At 47.1% G+C, this 14981-nt stretch carries 17 protein-coding genes; 11 read left to right on the top strand and 6 right to left on the bottom strand.

What is annotated here, in order from left to right; all coding sequences use genetic code 11:
- The coding region (locus JW881_06850) for a hypothetical protein (GenBank protein ID MBN1697213.1) at positions 1-293 on the bottom strand (293 nt) is incomplete at its 3' end.
- A 208-nt stretch (positions 294-501) separates the two neighbouring features.
- Between JW881_06850 and JW881_06845 the strand changes: the two genes are divergently transcribed.
- The 3 genes from JW881_06845 (at position 502) to prs (ending at position 2995) form a co-directional block, all read left to right on the top strand.
- Complete coding sequence (locus JW881_06845; GenBank protein MBN1697212.1) at positions 502-1203, top strand: hypothetical protein; 702 nt, start codon at positions 502-504, stop codon at positions 1201-1203.
- A gap of 314 nt (positions 1204-1517) precedes the next feature.
- Positions 1518-1736, top strand: a complete 219-nt coding sequence (locus JW881_06840) for a hypothetical protein (protein ID MBN1697211.1) — start codon at positions 1518-1520, stop codon at positions 1734-1736.
- Between the two features lie 23 nt (positions 1737-1759).
- The gene (gene prs, locus JW881_06835; protein ID MBN1697210.1) at positions 1760-2995 is read left to right on the top strand and encodes a ribose-phosphate diphosphokinase; all 1236 of its coding nucleotides are present in this window, start codon (positions 1760-1762) and stop codon (positions 2993-2995) included.
- 21 nt (positions 2996-3016) lie between these two features.
- Here the strand turns inward: prs and JW881_06830 are convergent, their stop codons facing one another.
- Entirely contained in the window at positions 3017-3412 is a 396-nt protein-coding gene (locus tag JW881_06830; protein MBN1697209.1) for a hypothetical protein, read from the bottom strand.
- Positions 3413-3595: 183 nt separating this feature from the next.
- Between JW881_06830 and JW881_06825 the strand changes: the two genes are divergently transcribed.
- From JW881_06825 to JW881_06795, 7 genes are all read left to right on the top strand, one after another.
- A complete protein-coding gene (locus tag JW881_06825) occupies positions 3596-4195 on the top strand; it encodes an aminodeoxychorismate/anthranilate synthase component II (protein ID MBN1697208.1) in 600 nt (199 codons plus the stop codon).
- Positions 4173-5543, top strand: coding sequence for an anthranilate synthase component I family protein (locus JW881_06820; GenBank protein MBN1697207.1), 1371 nt, complete (start codon positions 4173-4175; stop codon positions 5541-5543). Before JW881_06825 ends, JW881_06820 begins: the two co-directional genes overlap by 23 nt.
- Complete coding sequence (locus JW881_06815) at positions 5510-6352, top strand: aminotransferase class IV (protein ID MBN1697206.1); 843 nt, start codon at positions 5510-5512, stop codon at positions 6350-6352. Before JW881_06820 ends, JW881_06815 begins: the two co-directional genes overlap by 34 nt.
- A gap of 70 nt (positions 6353-6422) precedes the next feature.
- Positions 6423-6782, top strand: a complete 360-nt coding sequence (locus JW881_06810; protein MBN1697205.1) for a hypothetical protein — start codon at positions 6423-6425, stop codon at positions 6780-6782.
- A 207-nt stretch (positions 6783-6989) separates the two neighbouring features.
- On the top strand, positions 6990-8474 hold the full coding sequence (gene aroE / locus JW881_06805) for a shikimate dehydrogenase (GenBank protein ID MBN1697204.1): 1485 nt from the start codon (positions 6990-6992) through the stop codon (positions 8472-8474).
- An 8-nt stretch (positions 8475-8482) separates the two neighbouring features.
- Positions 8483-9274 carry a DUF111 family protein gene (locus JW881_06800; protein ID MBN1697203.1) on the top strand — a complete coding sequence of 264 codons (792 nt, stop codon included), beginning with the start codon at positions 8483-8485 and terminating at the stop codon, positions 9272-9274.
- On the top strand, positions 9271-10038 hold the full coding sequence (locus JW881_06795; protein ID MBN1697202.1) for an HAD family hydrolase: 768 nt from the start codon (positions 9271-9273) through the stop codon (positions 10036-10038). The genes JW881_06800 and JW881_06795 overlap by 4 nt, the downstream gene beginning before the upstream one ends.
- Positions 10039-10251: 213 nt before the next feature.
- Here the strand turns inward: JW881_06795 and JW881_06790 are convergent, their stop codons facing one another.
- The 4 genes from JW881_06790 to JW881_06775 are packed head-to-tail and all read right to left on the bottom strand — an operon-like array spanning position 10252 to position 13000.
- Entirely contained in the window at positions 10252-10719 is a 468-nt protein-coding gene (locus JW881_06790; GenBank protein ID MBN1697201.1) for a hypothetical protein, read from the bottom strand.
- Positions 10709-11323 carry a DUF4349 domain-containing protein gene (locus JW881_06785; GenBank protein MBN1697200.1) on the bottom strand — a complete coding sequence of 205 codons (615 nt, stop codon included), beginning with the start codon at positions 11321-11323 and terminating at the stop codon, positions 10709-10711. Before JW881_06785 ends, JW881_06790 begins: the two co-directional genes overlap by 11 nt.
- Positions 11320-12507 carry a DUF4349 domain-containing protein gene (locus tag JW881_06780; protein ID MBN1697199.1) on the bottom strand — a complete coding sequence of 396 codons (1188 nt, stop codon included), beginning with the start codon at positions 12505-12507 and terminating at the stop codon, positions 11320-11322. Before JW881_06780 ends, JW881_06785 begins: the two co-directional genes overlap by 4 nt.
- A gap of 31 nt (positions 12508-12538) precedes the next feature.
- Positions 12539-13000 (bottom strand): hypothetical protein, encoded by a 462-nt coding sequence (locus JW881_06775; GenBank protein MBN1697198.1) that lies wholly within the window; start codon positions 12998-13000, stop codon positions 12539-12541.
- A 146-nt stretch (positions 13001-13146) separates the two neighbouring features.
- On the opposite strand from JW881_06775, the gene JW881_06770 reads away from it, so the two are divergent.
- Positions 13147-14981 (top strand): hypothetical protein (locus JW881_06770; protein MBN1697197.1); only part of this gene is annotated, 1835 nt, incomplete at its 3' end.

The following is a 14981-nucleotide window of genomic DNA, read 5'->3' as shown; positions in this document are numbered from 1 at the left end:
TCCGGTGCTTCGTCTGAGAGATGATCTGAGATTTCGACATCTTCGATATTTCCGAGATCGAGGGCGTCCGCAAGATTTTCCGGAGTAACATCCCCGGTATCGCGCTCCGAATCCGATGTTGTCTCCTCATCGGCGGGTGTCGAATCGAGGAGTTCCGAAAGATCCGAAGGTAACACATTCTCAGGAACAGGTACTTCTTCCGAAGGTTCAGCCCTTTCCATCAATATCTGAGGTTCCGACCCAAGGGATTTGAGTGTCGCTTTGAATCTGTTAATATCATCCATTTTTGGCATATATTTTTACTTATCGAACCTCCCGGACCTTTCCTCCTTTGTCAATGCCTGTTATAAATATCGACAAAAATATAAATGTAACAATGCAACAACATCCGCTATACCTAATTATACATCAAAATCGTCGAGTCTGACAGACATTTGATTTACAATTCCACATCCGCTCAAGCAATAGCGCTGTTTATCCGAAAAGAATTATAACACGTATATGTTAAGTAATAAATCACAAATAACATACTTTCTTGTTCTCCTTCTCCTGGTACTTCCATCCCTACTCAATGCATCGATAGAAATGTCCCTTCACCTTAAGATTGTCGACATGAAAAACGCAGGTCCACCGGAATTTTTTGGCGATAATATCATATTTACCTATAAAAATACACATCCGATACGATTTGTCGGTGCGATTTTCGAGCATGAATCGTATGCCACACCCCATGTTTATCAAAGAAATCAGCATAATGTCTTTTTTCTCATTTACCGGAAACCGGCGGATCGAGTCAAACTCACATACAGACTCATCATTGACGGACTTATCGTTCCCGATCCGCAAAATCCGCATATAGAACGCGATATATCAGGTGTTGAATATTCAGTTGTTGAAATCAGAACACTCCCCGATATTCCGGTGCAAAATCCCCAAAAAACGGGAACCGGTGAGTATGTTTTTATATTGAAGACAAGGCCGGAAAGCCATGTGTCTTTGGTCGGTGATTTCAATGACTGGGATCCTTTCATGCATATTCTTACCGAATCACCCGCCGGTTTTTTCAGAATCTCTTTACGCATTGCTCCCGGTAGACATTACTATTATTTTTTCGTTGATGGAGAAAAACGACTCGATTCTTCAAACATGTCCCGGATGGTAAACTCCATTGGAGAAGAAGTCTGCACCTTTCATGTTCCGTAAATCGGGATAACGGAAACGGCATGAATTCTTTACGTGAATGCCCTTATATAAAAAGCCGCCGCATTCTGAGAACGTCCCTTGAGGGCCGGTGGATTTTTACTTCCATCTCTTGACCAACGCAGTTCGGATATGCTACTATCTGCCATATATTACGTACCATGTTTATTCGCTGAACGGGCTATTTGTAATCCTCTACTTCAAGAGATTGAAATATATATGAGAGGTCAGCTTATATATTATATCCGGTATTTTTGTCGAGCATAAATATATATTTTACATGCTGGGAATATATAAATCAACAAAGAAAGGGGGTAATGATGCCTCGGTTAAGCGAACAGAAAATGGTATGCCAGGTCTGCGGGAAAACAAAAAACCTGCCGGTATGTTGCGGCAAGACAATGGAAATGGATAAAGCACTTTTCTTTTGTCCGACATGCGGTAATGAGAAAAAGATACCTGCCTGCTGCCATAAAGAAATGAGGGTGCAGACAAGGGTACTGGATATAAAAAAAGAAATTTTCGGAATAATGTAATCTTTTATAAAAAAGGAAATACGATGCTTTACCCGAATAAAACACAAATCGGGATTATTGCGTGTCCCGGCGGAGCCTCCTTTGCCCGTGAAATCGTTACTCATCTCAAAAAACTCTCAAATACAATGTTTAAAAAAAAGATTACCGCTTTGGCGCGTGAATATTCGCTGCCCGAAAAGGAAATAATAAGCCGGATTTTGATGCATCAGAATCTCCTTTTTGCACAGGGGGGTGCGATTAAAAAAAATGAATATTGCAGCGTCACTGAATGCGATATCGATGCAAATTACTACCGTTTCTCAAACGGAGAATTCAAGACCGAAATTCTCACTTCCATCCGCGGCAGGGATGTCTATATTGTCCAGGACGTCGCGAACAATACTCCCCTCTCGTTTTATCAATCAAAAGAAGACCATATCCTCTCTGTCAATGATCATATTTTCTGTCTTTTTGTAACAGTCGATGCGGCTCTTCAGGCCGGAGCGGGTCGTGTCACCGTCGTGCTTCCGCTATATCCGTATTCCCGCCAGCACAGAAAAAAATCGAGGGAGGGCCTTACCGCTTCACGATTCGGTCAAATGCTCGAATATTTCGGCGTAGAACGCGTGATCACCCTCGACATTCACTCAAAAGAAATCGAAAACAGTTTCAATAAACTTCGTCTGGAAAACCTGCGGGCTTCCTACCAGATTCTCAAGGTGTTGAACAAAATAGTCGATTTGCAGGGTCCTGATCTGATCATCGCCTCTCCCGATACGGGCGCTATCGAGCGTAATAAATTCTACGCCAGAACCTTGGGGAAACCGCTCAGCATGCTTTACAAGGAACGGGATTATACGATGCTTACTCAAAACGCCGATGACAACAACATCACCAATATGAAGCTTTTGGGTAATGTGGCGGGGAAGACCGTTTTTATGTGTGACGACATGCTGGCGACGGGCGGTACGATCATCAAAGCGGCGAAATTCCTGAAAGATTCCGGTGCCGAGAAAATTATCTGCGGTGTGAGCCTTCCTCTTTTCAATGGGAACGCTATCGAACATTTTGACCGGGCTTACGAAGAGAAATTATTTTACCGGTTCATCGGCACAAATGCGGTTTTTCATAAAGACGATCTTCTCAAAAAAGAATGGTACATGAGCGCGAACGTCTCCCGGCTTTTCGCAAAGAGTATCTATCGGCTTCATTATGACAAAAGTCTCGGATCTATTCTTGACAATAAAAATATCATCAAGCGGATGTTCCACAAAAATTAACGCACTGCACCCTGTCCGGGTTTACTGGTCGTTTCCCGCTATGGTCCGCCCGCATCGATCGCAGTAATCATTCTCGTGAAAAAGTATCGTTTTTATCGAAAGAGGGGCGCCACACCCTCTACACCGATTTGTATAGGGTAATATCACCTTTCTTTTCGTGAAGACGATCATGCATACGAGTGCGCTAACGGGAATCAGGAGAAGATCGGTAAGCTGAAATCGCAAAATCAACACTGCAGCACATAAAAAGACAATCAATAGTATCGCGACGGAAAGTGTTGAAGACCGTTTTTTTCCCCATCCGTGATGGTATTTTTTCTGGACTAGATTGAGGATTAATACCGCCACGAGAATGAAGGGAATGGTTTGAGACAGGAAAAATGAGACGGGGTGCATGTCTGGAAGAAATCGGAACATATGAGACTATATCAGGGATGATGATACACTGTCAAATAGTACCGGTTTGAGGAAAAAAAGATTGACGTGCGGTCCCGCTTCCGCTATTGCGATGAGGGAGTGGAAATGGTATGAATGAAATCAATAATTCGAAATCAAGTAATCGTATCATTTATACGAATTGAAAGGACTGATAACGGCAGCTTGAAGAGAAGACATATTCTCATTATCGATAATTACGATTCCTTTACATTTAATCTTTATCATCTTCTGTTCGGTGTAAGGAATACATATCATTATTCGGTGCTTCGTAACAGGGATGAATCGCTTTTAGGGATTCATTTTGACGCCCTCGTTATTTCACCGGGCCCGATGGGTCCTGAAAATACGGGTCTGCTCAGGGAAGTATTTCACACGGTTGTTATTCCCCGCAAGATTCCCGTATTCGGCGTATGTTTGGGAATGCAGTGTATCGCATCGTTTTTTGGGGCAACGGTCACCCGATCGGCGGATCCGGTCCACGGGCGTCAGGTTGTTATTACCCACAACGGGAGTGATATTTTCAGTGGGATCGGAAAGGAGATTATGGTCATGCGTTACAATTCACTCGACGTCAAAAATCCACTTCCGGACCATCTTCTCGTTCTTGCCAGACAGAAACACACGGCAATGATCATGGCAATCAGGCATAACATCTATCCGTTTGTAGGCGTTCAATTTCATCCTGAAAGTTTTTTGTCGGAAAACTCATACGAGCTTATAGACAATTTCTTTAGGAGATATGTGGAATATAACGATAACTGAAAAAAAAATTACGTTTCCCGTCAATACAACCTCCCTTATACGTCAGGTGAAGGAACAGCGGGGGATATTACTCTTCAATAATCACCTTGGGGGAACTCATATAGCCGGTTTCAATCCCGTTATCGTCATAAAAGAGGACGAACTGCGGTACGGCAGGAAGAGGACGAAAATCGATGATCCGCTTCGATTCATCGATTCGTTTATGGCGGTGGGTCGTGAAAGAAGTTCCGGCTCCCCTTTGATGGGCTATATCGCCTATGATTATAAAGACAGACTCGAGGAGTCCGGTTTGTACAAAGGTATCCGGCAACACATCTTTCCCCGGCTTTATTTTGCGTTTTTCGAGTATTATTTTATATTCACACCCGCCTGCCGTGATGTTCGGATCAGGCGGTCGAACTTTTCCTTCGCTTACGATCCTGTCGATATCGATGAAGTCGTTCGGAAAGCCTCTCTTGTTCCGGCATCGGACGGCAAGGAAAGGCGGTCATTTTATGCCGGGACGTCGCTTCCAAAGGAATCATTTGAGGATGCGGTATTGAAGACAATTGGCTATATCCGCTCCGGGGATATATATCAGGCAAATATTACGAGATCGATTTACGGTGAAACGGAAATGGATGAAATCGAGGTGGGGTCGAGGCTTTACCGTTCGAATATAATCGACTTCGGAGTGTTCGCCTGCATCGAAGGAAACGTTGCCATTAGTACGAGTCCGGAACGCTTTTTCCGTGTTGAAAACGGATTGATACGGACATCTCCCGTCAAGGGGACAATTGAAAAAAAAGGGGACCCGTTTGGCGACCGTCTGAGAAAAAAAGCGCTTGTCACTTCCGGGAAAAATCGTGCCGAACTCGCCATGATTGTCGACCTGCTTCGCAATGATATGTCGAGATTCTGTAAAAAAAATACGGTAAGGGTTAAAGGGTTTCCCGTCCTCAAGGAACTCGATAATGTCTATCACCTTGTTTCCGATATCGAGGGAAATCTTGAACCCGGTGTTTGTTTCGCTACGATTATCAAGGCAATGTTTCCGGGCGGTTCGATTTCCGGGTGTCCCAAAATACGGGCTTGCCAGCTTATCGAAGAAATAGAAAACGGAGGACGCGGAGTATACACCGGGTGTTTCGGCTATCTGGATATCGACGGGAGAATGGATTTCAATATCATGATAAGGAGTCTTTTCCTCGCCGGCAATTCCTTTATATTCAATACGGGAGGCGGTATTACACTTCTTTCGGATCCTGAAAAGGAATATGAGGAAACAATCTACAAAATAAAAAACATTTACGATGCAATAAATCTGGAGGAAGTGTGGAAAGAACGATACTGTTTAACGGAGAAATAACCGCCGACACCATACGATTGACGGCCGGCAGTGAGGTGCTCAACTACGGCACCGGTTTTTTCGAGACCATTCTTTATGAAAACGGACATCTATATTTTTATGAGGATCATATCGAAAGAATACGATCGGCACTTGCCACTTTTAAAAAGGAGATTGACGAATCAGGTGTCGGTGAAGAACGTATCATTGATTTGATAAGACATAACGGATATGAAGACAGGATATTACGAGTTAAAATCATATGCGCTCCCATTACCGGCTCTAAAATGTGGGACACCTGTGTTTTTCTCGGCGAATACCATCGTGACAGCGGCAGTTGTGCCGTCTGTATTCACCATGAACCGAAAGAGGGATTTCTTTTCAGGTTCAAATCCACCAATTACTGGGCGAATCACTACTGGCGCACGTGGTACAGGGATAATTTTTCCGCTGACGAGGTGTTATTCCCGGATACTTCGGGATCGATTCTGGAGGGAAGCTTCACAAACTGTCTTGCTGTGAAAGGAAAGACCCTCTTCTATGTCGACGGCCGTAATAATTACCTTTTCGGGATCATGCAAAAAAGAATAATCAGCGATTTCCGGATATTGGGATTCACAAAGGTGTTGCCTGGAAAAAAAGGATTTTCACCGGCGTTTCTTGCCGGTGCGGATGAAATTCTTCTCGTCAACAGCCTTATTATCGCAAGAACCGTTGAAGTATTGTATTGGGGGAGTATAAAAACAATTTGCAATCGCGGGAGGAAGGGGTGGGGCGCGAAAATCCGTGACTTTTATTTATCAGCCGGTCTATCGGACTCTCAGCCCTGAAAATAACGGGGGGGCGTGAAGTGAAATCGCCTTACTTGACTTTTTACCTGTGAATGTATATTTTCACTATGTGGATGAGAAATACGAACCACTCATTATTGACGGAACACTCTTTGTCAGCCACTATCAGAACAAAGGCTTGAGAGATATTATTCACGGCTTGAGCTGGGTAACGGAATGCTTCGGTATTCTCGATCAGATAAAAAGAAATCCTGCAAACGGCGATTACAAGAAAAGACTGCTCGATGTCATTATTCCGGAATTAAAGAAAGAGCCTGTGGGAGAAAAAGGAAGGTTGTGTCTTGAAGAAATCGCCCGCTATGTGGAGACACATTCCATCCTCAACCGGCTTGACGAAAAAACCGATTTTCTGCTCAAGGATCTGAGTACCGGATACAGGTATCTTTTAAAACGCTTTGTCAGCCAATAATGCCGTCCGGTCCGCCTGAGGGTTTCTCTCCGGAGAACGACCTGTTATCAGTCGCTATCATCAAACAACCTCTTTTATTATAGTCACGGAATATCCGGACGGAATCCGTTATTATTCAACCCGTGCGGGAATGTATGAATATTACCCGTGCGGCGATTGAATAATTTACCCATTCGGCGTATAAATAATTGTAAGGAAGATATTCGTATGAGTAAAAGCCGAATTTGTCTTTCAGTTATCGAGACGACCCTCCGGGCGAATTTGTCAAGAATCGATGAGTACCGTCATATGATCGATCTGGTCGAATTAAGGGCGGACTATCTCAGCCGGGGCGAACTCACTCATCTTTGGCGCTTTCCGAAAAAAGCGGGAGTTCCCGTTATTCTGACATTACGCAAAAAGAAAGACGGGGGAATGTTTACCGGCGAGGAATCCGGGAGAATCGGACTCATGAAACATGCTTTGGAAGGCGGATTTTCATATATCGATCTCGAAGAGGACTGTACGGGGAGCGGGCTGGAAGAAATAACCGTGGCGGGGGGCGGACGGGTTATACGCTCGTTACATGATTTTAGCGGTGTCCCTGACGATCTCGCACAACGGATGAAACGGCTTGCACGAGCGGAGAAAGAACTGCCCAAGGCGGCCGTCATGCCGCTTGATACCGATGATGTGTTGAAACTTTTTTCCTGTTACAGGGAACTTGACGGCATGGAAAAAATACTTGTAGGTATGGGCAATTACGGGTTTCCAACGAGGATCCTCGCCCCGTATCTCGACACCTACCTCACCTTCTGTTCGGTTCCCGAACGGTTAGCCGCCTCGGGGCATATCGATCCTTCGACGCTTACCTCCTTATACCGGTTCAGGGAAGTAAACAGGGACACCATCCTTTACGGCATTATCGGTAATCCGGTCATGCATACCTTTTCCCCGATCATTCATAACAGGGGGTTCAAAGCGATAGGCCTGAACGCCCTTTACATACCGTTTCAAACGGACAGCATTCCCTCGTTTATAAAACTCGCCCATCTTCTTTCGATAAAGGGATTTTCCGTCACGATTCCGCACAAGGAAGGGATAATAGGCTTTCTCGCCGAAAAGGATGTAAGTGTGGACGCCACCGGTGCATGCAATACGGTCGTGCGCGAAGGTGACGGATTTTACGGGGTGAATACCGATACGATCGGTTTTCTCGAACCGCTCAAAAGGGCGGTTGCGGGTTCATCGCTCAAAGGAAAGAAAACCACGGTAATCGGGGCCGGCGGGGCGGCGAAATCGGTTGTTTATTCCCTGATCGGGGAGGGGGCGGAGGTCCTGATCGTGAACAGAACCGGGGAGAGGGCTCAAAAGCTTGCGGACGCATTCGATTGCGGATGGGCTTCTCTGGATACCGGGGGAATCGAGAGGATAAAATCGTACTCCGACATCATCGTCCAGACAACAAGCGTGGGCATGGAACCGGATCCATCGGCGAGTCCGATACCGGATTATGTGTTCGGGGGAAATGAAATCGTCTATGATATCGTCTACAATCCCCCGGAAACGACCCTGCTCAAAGCGGCCCGGAAGGCCGGCTGCAGGATTATCAGGGGCAAGGAAATGCTTCTTGGACAGGCATTTGCACAATTCAGGCTTTTTACGGGAAGGGAATATCCCGATCAGGAAGGAATACGAAAGGAGTTTCAGTAAGTAACCTTATGGCGAACAATCGACGATTACTGGTTATCGATCCCGCGTTCGGAATGGCGGGGGATATGATGTCCGCCGCCCTTATTTCAGCCGGGGCCCGTGACGATAAAGTTATTGCCGCCATGAAGCTGGCCGCATCGTCCCTGGGCGACACAACGATCGAGGCGGTCGGAGAGACAAGAAGCGGGGTTGAGGGTATCTATCTCAACATACGGCTCTTGAATAACGAACACGCGATCGACGCTTCGGTGGCAGCGGAACATCTGGTGAATGCTATCGGTAAAGCGGGAATTTCGAAGCCATATGCGGAATTCGCCCTTACTGCCATGAAAATTCTTACGGAAGCCGAATATGCGGTCCATCACAATGATTCTGCCCGCCTCCACACGCCCCATCTCCATGAAGCGCAGGATATCATCATCGATCTTGCCGGTGCCGCCATGGGTCTCCAGCTTCTCGGTATTGATTGCGAGACCGTCACCTGTTTGTCGCCTGTCATGGTGGGGGGCGGTACGATCAGATTTTCACATGGTGAACTTGACGTACCCGCTCCGGCAACCGCCTATATTATCCGGAACTACGGAATTCCGATCAGAAAAGGACCGGTGGAGAAAGAATTGTTCACGCCGACGGGCGCGGCGATTATGGCGGCACTCAATCCGCGTTTTGCCGGAAGGACAGGTTTTTCTCTTCCGCCCGGAGAATCGGGTATACACGGTACGGGATTCGGGAGTATGCGGCTTCCTTCTAATATGGGCAGTGCGAACGCACTCTCTCTCATCGTCGTCGAATCGCCATGAGTACGGCACATGATATTTCAATCGATCGGTCGACCCTTCTCGTACTCGATTTTGACGGCGTGATATGCGATTCGATCAATGAGTGCTTCGTCAGTTCATCCGTTGCCTACCATGAACTCTATAAAAAAGGCGGCCTGGTCATGCTGCCCGTGGCTGCGATCTCCGCGTTCACCGTACACAGGCCTTTTGTCCGGCGGGGAGAGGATTACCTCTTTATTCAGGAAATAATCGAAAAAGGAATAACGATACGAAACCAGGAATCATTCGACCGGTATTGCGGCCATGAAGGCGAAGAAAAAAAATCACTTTTCAAAGCATTATTCTATCAGGCAAGGACGGCGCTATTGGAGGATGAACGGGAATACTGGATGGGTCTCAATCCCGTTTTCTCCCATATGCAAGGACCGCTGCGGAGTGCAATCCGGTCGCCCGGGTTTTATATTCTCTCCACGAAACGGGAAGATTTTATCCGTGATATCTGCATGCACTGGGGTCTTTCACCACGTCCGGGATGCGTGATCGATTCCGGAAAGGAAAGGAAACTCTCGATCGTTTCATCCCTGCTCGACGGACTGAAAATGAAACGTGCCGTTTTTATCGACGATCAGATCGACCACCTCCGGGAGAATGAAGACGGGCGGATTCGTCCGTGCCTTGCCTCGTGGGGATACATACAGAAAACGTGGCTTGCAAGCGGCTTCCGTGTTATTGCGAAGCAGGAGATTGCAGGAATATGCGCATCGCTTGACCCCGGAGACGCTTAGTGACAATGGGAACGTCCGCATTCAATAAGCTGATTATCGCGCGCCCGGAATCATCCTCCTCCTTTTCATACAATCCGGTGATTCCGAAAGGACCAAAGAGTGAAGGAGTTTATATCTGATATCGAGGACATTGCTCGATACTTTGAAAAACGAGTGGATGCGGACTCGAATTGATTGATATAAAAAAGAAGCGTTTCGGGCCACGCGTGCGTGCTATCGCAGGGATATGGTTTTCAGACTGTCCATGAGGGCTTCGCGGTATCGGCCGTAGAGGTTGTATTCGCCGGCCGCTTCCGCTACGGCAATCGAATCGCCGAATACGGCAATTGCGGTGAGATATATGAAGTTTTCATTACCGTAAGGGGCTCCCCATTCGAACAAAACTCCCTCGCGGCCGGGTGCGTCGAACTCCTGTTCATCGACAGGCTGATACCCTTCCCTGACAAGCTGATTTTTTAGTGCTTCCCGCCAGAACGCGAGGTCTTTTTTCGGATAGTTTTCGACGTATCTGACCCGGTAGAGAAGGCCTTCTGGGCTTATTGCATGGTAACTGTTGTCTTTTTTCATTTCCGCAAATCCTTCCGGTTTTTCGACAATAAGGCGGGAACATGAATGCGCGGCCATGACGATCGCGAGACAACTCAAAAGAAGAAAAAGAAAACGGCTGGTCTTATTTTTCATGGGGCAGTCCTTCCTTTTTGAACCGGTAGAGGTTCAGGGTGTTGATCCAGTCGAACGACGAAGGAATTTTCTCCGGAAGCGATGTTCGTTTGAACACAAAGGATATTTCGGAGAAAAGATATTTCCGTTCCGTTTCCAGTTTATTCAGCCTGCCTTTGAGGCTTTCGATTTCGTTCAACAGCAGGACGAGTTCCTTCTCGATACCGAGGGTCGCCTCCACATCCGCCCTTCCAAAGAGGGCTATGTTTTTTGCGAGAATATCTTCCCTGCTTTTTATACCCGAACGGAGATTCAGTATTTCCTCCCGGAGATCCTCACTCTCGATATCGATAGCCGTTACCTCCCCGTCCAGGTTTTCAATATAGTGCCTGAATCCCGTTTCCGCTTCAGTCGGGAGTCTCAACGAGAGAAATTCGTTCGATCTGAGAAGAAAATATCCCCCGTGTTCTTCGATCCAGCCGATTATCCGGTTTTGCAGTTCTTCCGGCTGGAAAACGATCACCGTCGCACGTATAGTTACCTTCCGGTATTCTTCACCGCAGGCTGCCTCCAGCGCGAAGAAGATAATAACGCCAAAGAGTACCGTCGATAATAGTTTTTTCATTGTATGCGACACTCCTTTATATAGCCGTAGACGACCTCACCCTTCTTTTTGAAAGATTCGGGGGTGGGAAAAAGTACCTCGATAACATGGATTTTTCTCTCCTTTACAAACACCCCGACGAGGTAATAAAACGGTTCGGGGTCCTTGCTTTCGAACAACACCGCGTTGACATCACCCAATACCAGGGGGGTGGCACTCCCGTAGAAGGGGGAGAGGTGATGGACGAGCGCCTGTTGCCAGAACGCCCCGTCTCCTTCCGGGTAATTGCGGGTTGTGCCCGCCCGAAGACGGATCCCCTCCGTACTTTCAGCGAAATAGTACTTTCGTTTATCAAAAACCGCGAAATCGTCGCCCACTTCGATTGTCGGTTTCCCGTCGAGTTCGTCTATCGTTGTATAGAAGGGATCGAGGGCCGCTATCCAGGGAAAGGGGATGGCGCGCTTGTCTTCCCCGGAAAGGTCGGATAGCCTCTGTTCCAGTTCGATGGTAATTCGCGAGAAGGCGATGAGACGCTTGATGCTTTCAAGGGTGAGCTTTATCCGTTCGATCTCTTCCGTCAGACGCTTGATTTCCTTGAGGATTTTAAGGCGTTCCTTCACGTCGGTTGTTTTTTCAAGCAGATCATAAAGCCTGTTTCTCGTTTTCTCGGAAATTGCCAGATGTGCTGTGAGATCCTGGAAAAATTCCGTTACATCATAGGTTTCGATCGATTTGTCCACCACCTCGCCGTATTCCTTGAGTAAAGAGAATACCTCTTCAAATTGTTCTTTCGGGACGCGGATGATGATCACTTCACCGTATGAGGATTCGACATAGCCCCCGGTCTCTTCCGCCATTGTCGAGATGCTGCTTTTCGTATCCTTGATACTGTCGACCAGAAGTTTGAGAAATCCGAAGTATACACGCTTGCGTTCCCCGGGTTTTTCCTTTGTTCCCCCGGTATCCGCGTCGTCTTTTCCGCCTTTCTCGCTGCTTTTTTCCTTTTTAAGCAGCATATCCCCTACGGCTTCATCGGCAGTTTCAATTTCGGAATCCAGTTCGCCCGTATAGCCGGCTACCCCTTCCTCCCTTTCATATTCACCTGGTTCGTATGGCTCATCCCATGATTCGTATTTTGGGGAACATCCCGAGATGAGAAGCCCGAATACTATTGCCGGGATGATTATCTGTCTTTTAATGTTCATACTGATAAGTATATGGGCGGTTCGTGACTTTTCAACTCTTTTCTTCTTCCTGGGACATGAGAATTCTGAACTCTTCCTCCGAAACGATCTTCTCCTGTTCGAAACCGTCCTCGCCGGCTTTCAGAAACAGGCGGCGGATCTCGCTGATATCCCGCTCGTATGCCCGATATATTTCCCTGAAGCGGTCGAGGTATGTGCCGAATGCGGGCGCGATGGAAAAACGTTTGGCTAAAATATCGTCGATGAGGCCGTTGAACTCCTTTTTGAGACGCTGGATGCTTTTCAGGTAATCCGCGCGGTGCAGCATGTTGTTGTTTGTCCTGAGTTTTTTGTAAATCTGATCGATCGTTGTGGCGTAGAAAATAATATCCTGGGCGATTTTCTGTATAAAATAGCGGGAATCGATATCGAGTTTGAGTCCCTTTTTCAGGTTCTTTATAAGATGCTGAAGGAAAAATATATTATCTTCGAAATTGACGACTCGTTCTGCCATTTTTTCCTCACTTCATTAGTCGGCGGGTATTTCCCTCTCCTTGAACAAAATTAACGGTGAAAAAGAAGGATTTTTGTTTTACGGGCGATTAATGGGTGAAATAAATGATCTGCTTCAAAAACATAATGTATGCAAGGAGGGGAAACATGAATTGCAGTAAAAAAAGCGAAACAAAAGGATCCGTCACCCGGAAGATCTTCTGCGTTGTGGTCATCCTCGGTCTTGCCGCGGCCGCGGGTTTATCGTTTTATTCATGCGACCAATTGTGGCCGCCGGATGAAGGGCCCGGCGACACGAATGAAAATCCCCCCGGTGACGATGTAACGCCGGCGCCCGGACAGGAATCCCCCGGTCCGACCGGTGAGAGTTCTTCCGTCCCCACGGGCGGCGCGACGGATGTATCGACGCCGGCCCCGACAGATATCGCCACCCCTGTCCCCGATTCCGTTTTTTATTTCGAAGGAGATACCCTCGTCATTGTCTCACCCGATGGAATCCAATTGAGATTCCGCGCGGAAAACGGGTGGACGTACAATGCGGGCGAAAGCCGGTATGAGGCTTATGGGATCGTCTATCTGGGAACACCGTTTGGTGAGATAGAGATGGAAGTGGAAATACTCATCGCGGCCCCCGATCCGCTTTATATCGGTGCAACGGTGGTCGAATTTCCTTTCCCGAAATTCAGATTCCTGCTCGATTCGGATTTTCAGATGCCGGTAACGACATTGGCAATAGCTTCAGGGAGTGAATTGAACGCGGATGATATCGGTATCCCCCTCATGGATGACCGGCTTTACCTGCTTTTTACCTATGAAAACGGCGAAGATTTCGAATTTTCGTTTCTTGACGTTTCCGTTTCAAGAGAAAACGGTGATGCTTATCAGGGGACGATCATCTTCGATGTTGCGGATCCGATGTTTTATGTCGAAGGCGATGTCTACGGATTGTCCTGTCTGGAAAACAAAGGCGTCGAAGATATCGGTATCGGTATTTCCACACAGGCGCTTATTCCCGTCGCTTCTTCATATGAGTTGTATAACGGAACATCCTGGAAAACATACACGGTGGATTCACATCTGTACGGGAAGGGAACGATCCCGTTCAATATAAAGGGCATTCCCTTCGAATGTGAGGGAAATGTCGGGATCAATGCCGATGCGAACGGGGATGGAACCTTCCTTGGTTTTTCCGATGATACGGGATTTCTCGACGATATTGCTTTTTGTACGAATGCTCTGCTTAGAATCAGTCCGGAAAAGTACGGCTTTACTTTTTCACTCGATATCGGTGCGGGAAGCGCCGTCTACGATAACGACGAAGGTAAACTCATGTTTCATGGACGAAGTTTAAAGAACAGGCTTTTCGAGTTGATCGAACCTGTCCAGCACCATGATTTTCAGATCTACGGATACTATGATGTCGATACCGACGATCTCTATTTCAAGGCTGAGGGAAGCGTCTTCAACCTGATACAGGGTTATGAACTCAGAAACGCAACGCTCGAGTTTTATAACGGGAAGGTGACGCTTTCCGGCGACCTTCGTTTCGGGGAGAACTTTGTCCATGTGTCGGGAAGCGTTTCGAGTAACGGGGATTGTGAGTTGAAGGGCACTGGCAGGTGGAACTTTTTCGGATACGAACTCGGAAACGCGACGGTGGTATTTTCAAAACGCGGAGAAGCGGTCTCCTTTCAGGGAGAGGGAATGGTGGATGTCGGTCCGCTCGATGTACGCGTGAACGGCAGTATCGGTCCCGATGGAAGTTATCTTCTGAGCTATCGGGATGAACTGATACTTGCCGGATATACCCTCAGGAATGTCGAAGTAAATTTCAGCGGGAATATCACCAGCGCACAATTGGCTCTGGATGTGACCGTCCGCATCGGGGATGCATACGTGCGCTTTAGCGGAAATGTGGCGACGGACGGAACATTCGGATTCAGGAACACGAACAGCTTCAAAGTCGGCGGTTACTCTCTCTC

Source organism: Spirochaetales bacterium (genome assembly GCA_016930085.1).
Taxonomy (GTDB): domain Bacteria; phylum Spirochaetota; class Spirochaetia; order SZUA-6; family JAFGRV01; genus JAFGHO01.
The sequence above is the reverse complement of the archived record's forward strand: the minus strand, read 5'-3'. Positions and strand labels throughout refer to the sequence as shown.

Coding starts and splice junctions, on each gene's coding strand:
- JW881_06795 (MBN1697202.1), top strand. CDS start 9,271: ATGAGTACGGCACATGATATTTCAATCGATCGGTCGACCCTTCTCGTA.
- JW881_06800 (MBN1697203.1), top strand. CDS start 8,483: ATGGCGAACAATCGACGATTACTGGTTATCGATCCCGCGTTCGGAATG.
- JW881_06830 (MBN1697209.1), bottom strand. CDS start 3,412: ATGTTCCGATTTCTTCCAGACATGCACCCCGTCTCATTTTTCCTGTCT.
- JW881_06840 (MBN1697211.1), top strand. CDS start 1,518: ATGATGCCTCGGTTAAGCGAACAGAAAATGGTATGCCAGGTCTGCGGG.
- JW881_06820 (MBN1697207.1), top strand. CDS start 4,173: ATGTGGAATATAACGATAACTGAAAAAAAAATTACGTTTCCCGTCAAT.
- JW881_06785 (MBN1697200.1), bottom strand. CDS start 11,323: ATGAAAAAACTATTATCGACGGTACTCTTTGGCGTTATTATCTTCTTC.
- JW881_06845 (MBN1697212.1), top strand. CDS start 502: ATGTTAAGTAATAAATCACAAATAACATACTTTCTTGTTCTCCTTCTC.
- JW881_06775 (MBN1697198.1), bottom strand. CDS start 13,000: ATGGCAGAACGAGTCGTCAATTTCGAAGATAATATATTTTTCCTTCAG.
- prs (MBN1697210.1), top strand. CDS start 1,760: ATGCTTTACCCGAATAAAACACAAATCGGGATTATTGCGTGTCCCGGC.
- JW881_06790 (MBN1697201.1), bottom strand. CDS start 10,719: ATGAAAAATAAGACCAGCCGTTTTCTTTTTCTTCTTTTGAGTTGTCTC.
- JW881_06780 (MBN1697199.1), bottom strand. CDS start 12,507: ATGAACATTAAAAGACAGATAATCATCCCGGCAATAGTATTCGGGCTT.
- aroE (MBN1697204.1), top strand. CDS start 6,990: ATGAGTAAAAGCCGAATTTGTCTTTCAGTTATCGAGACGACCCTCCGG.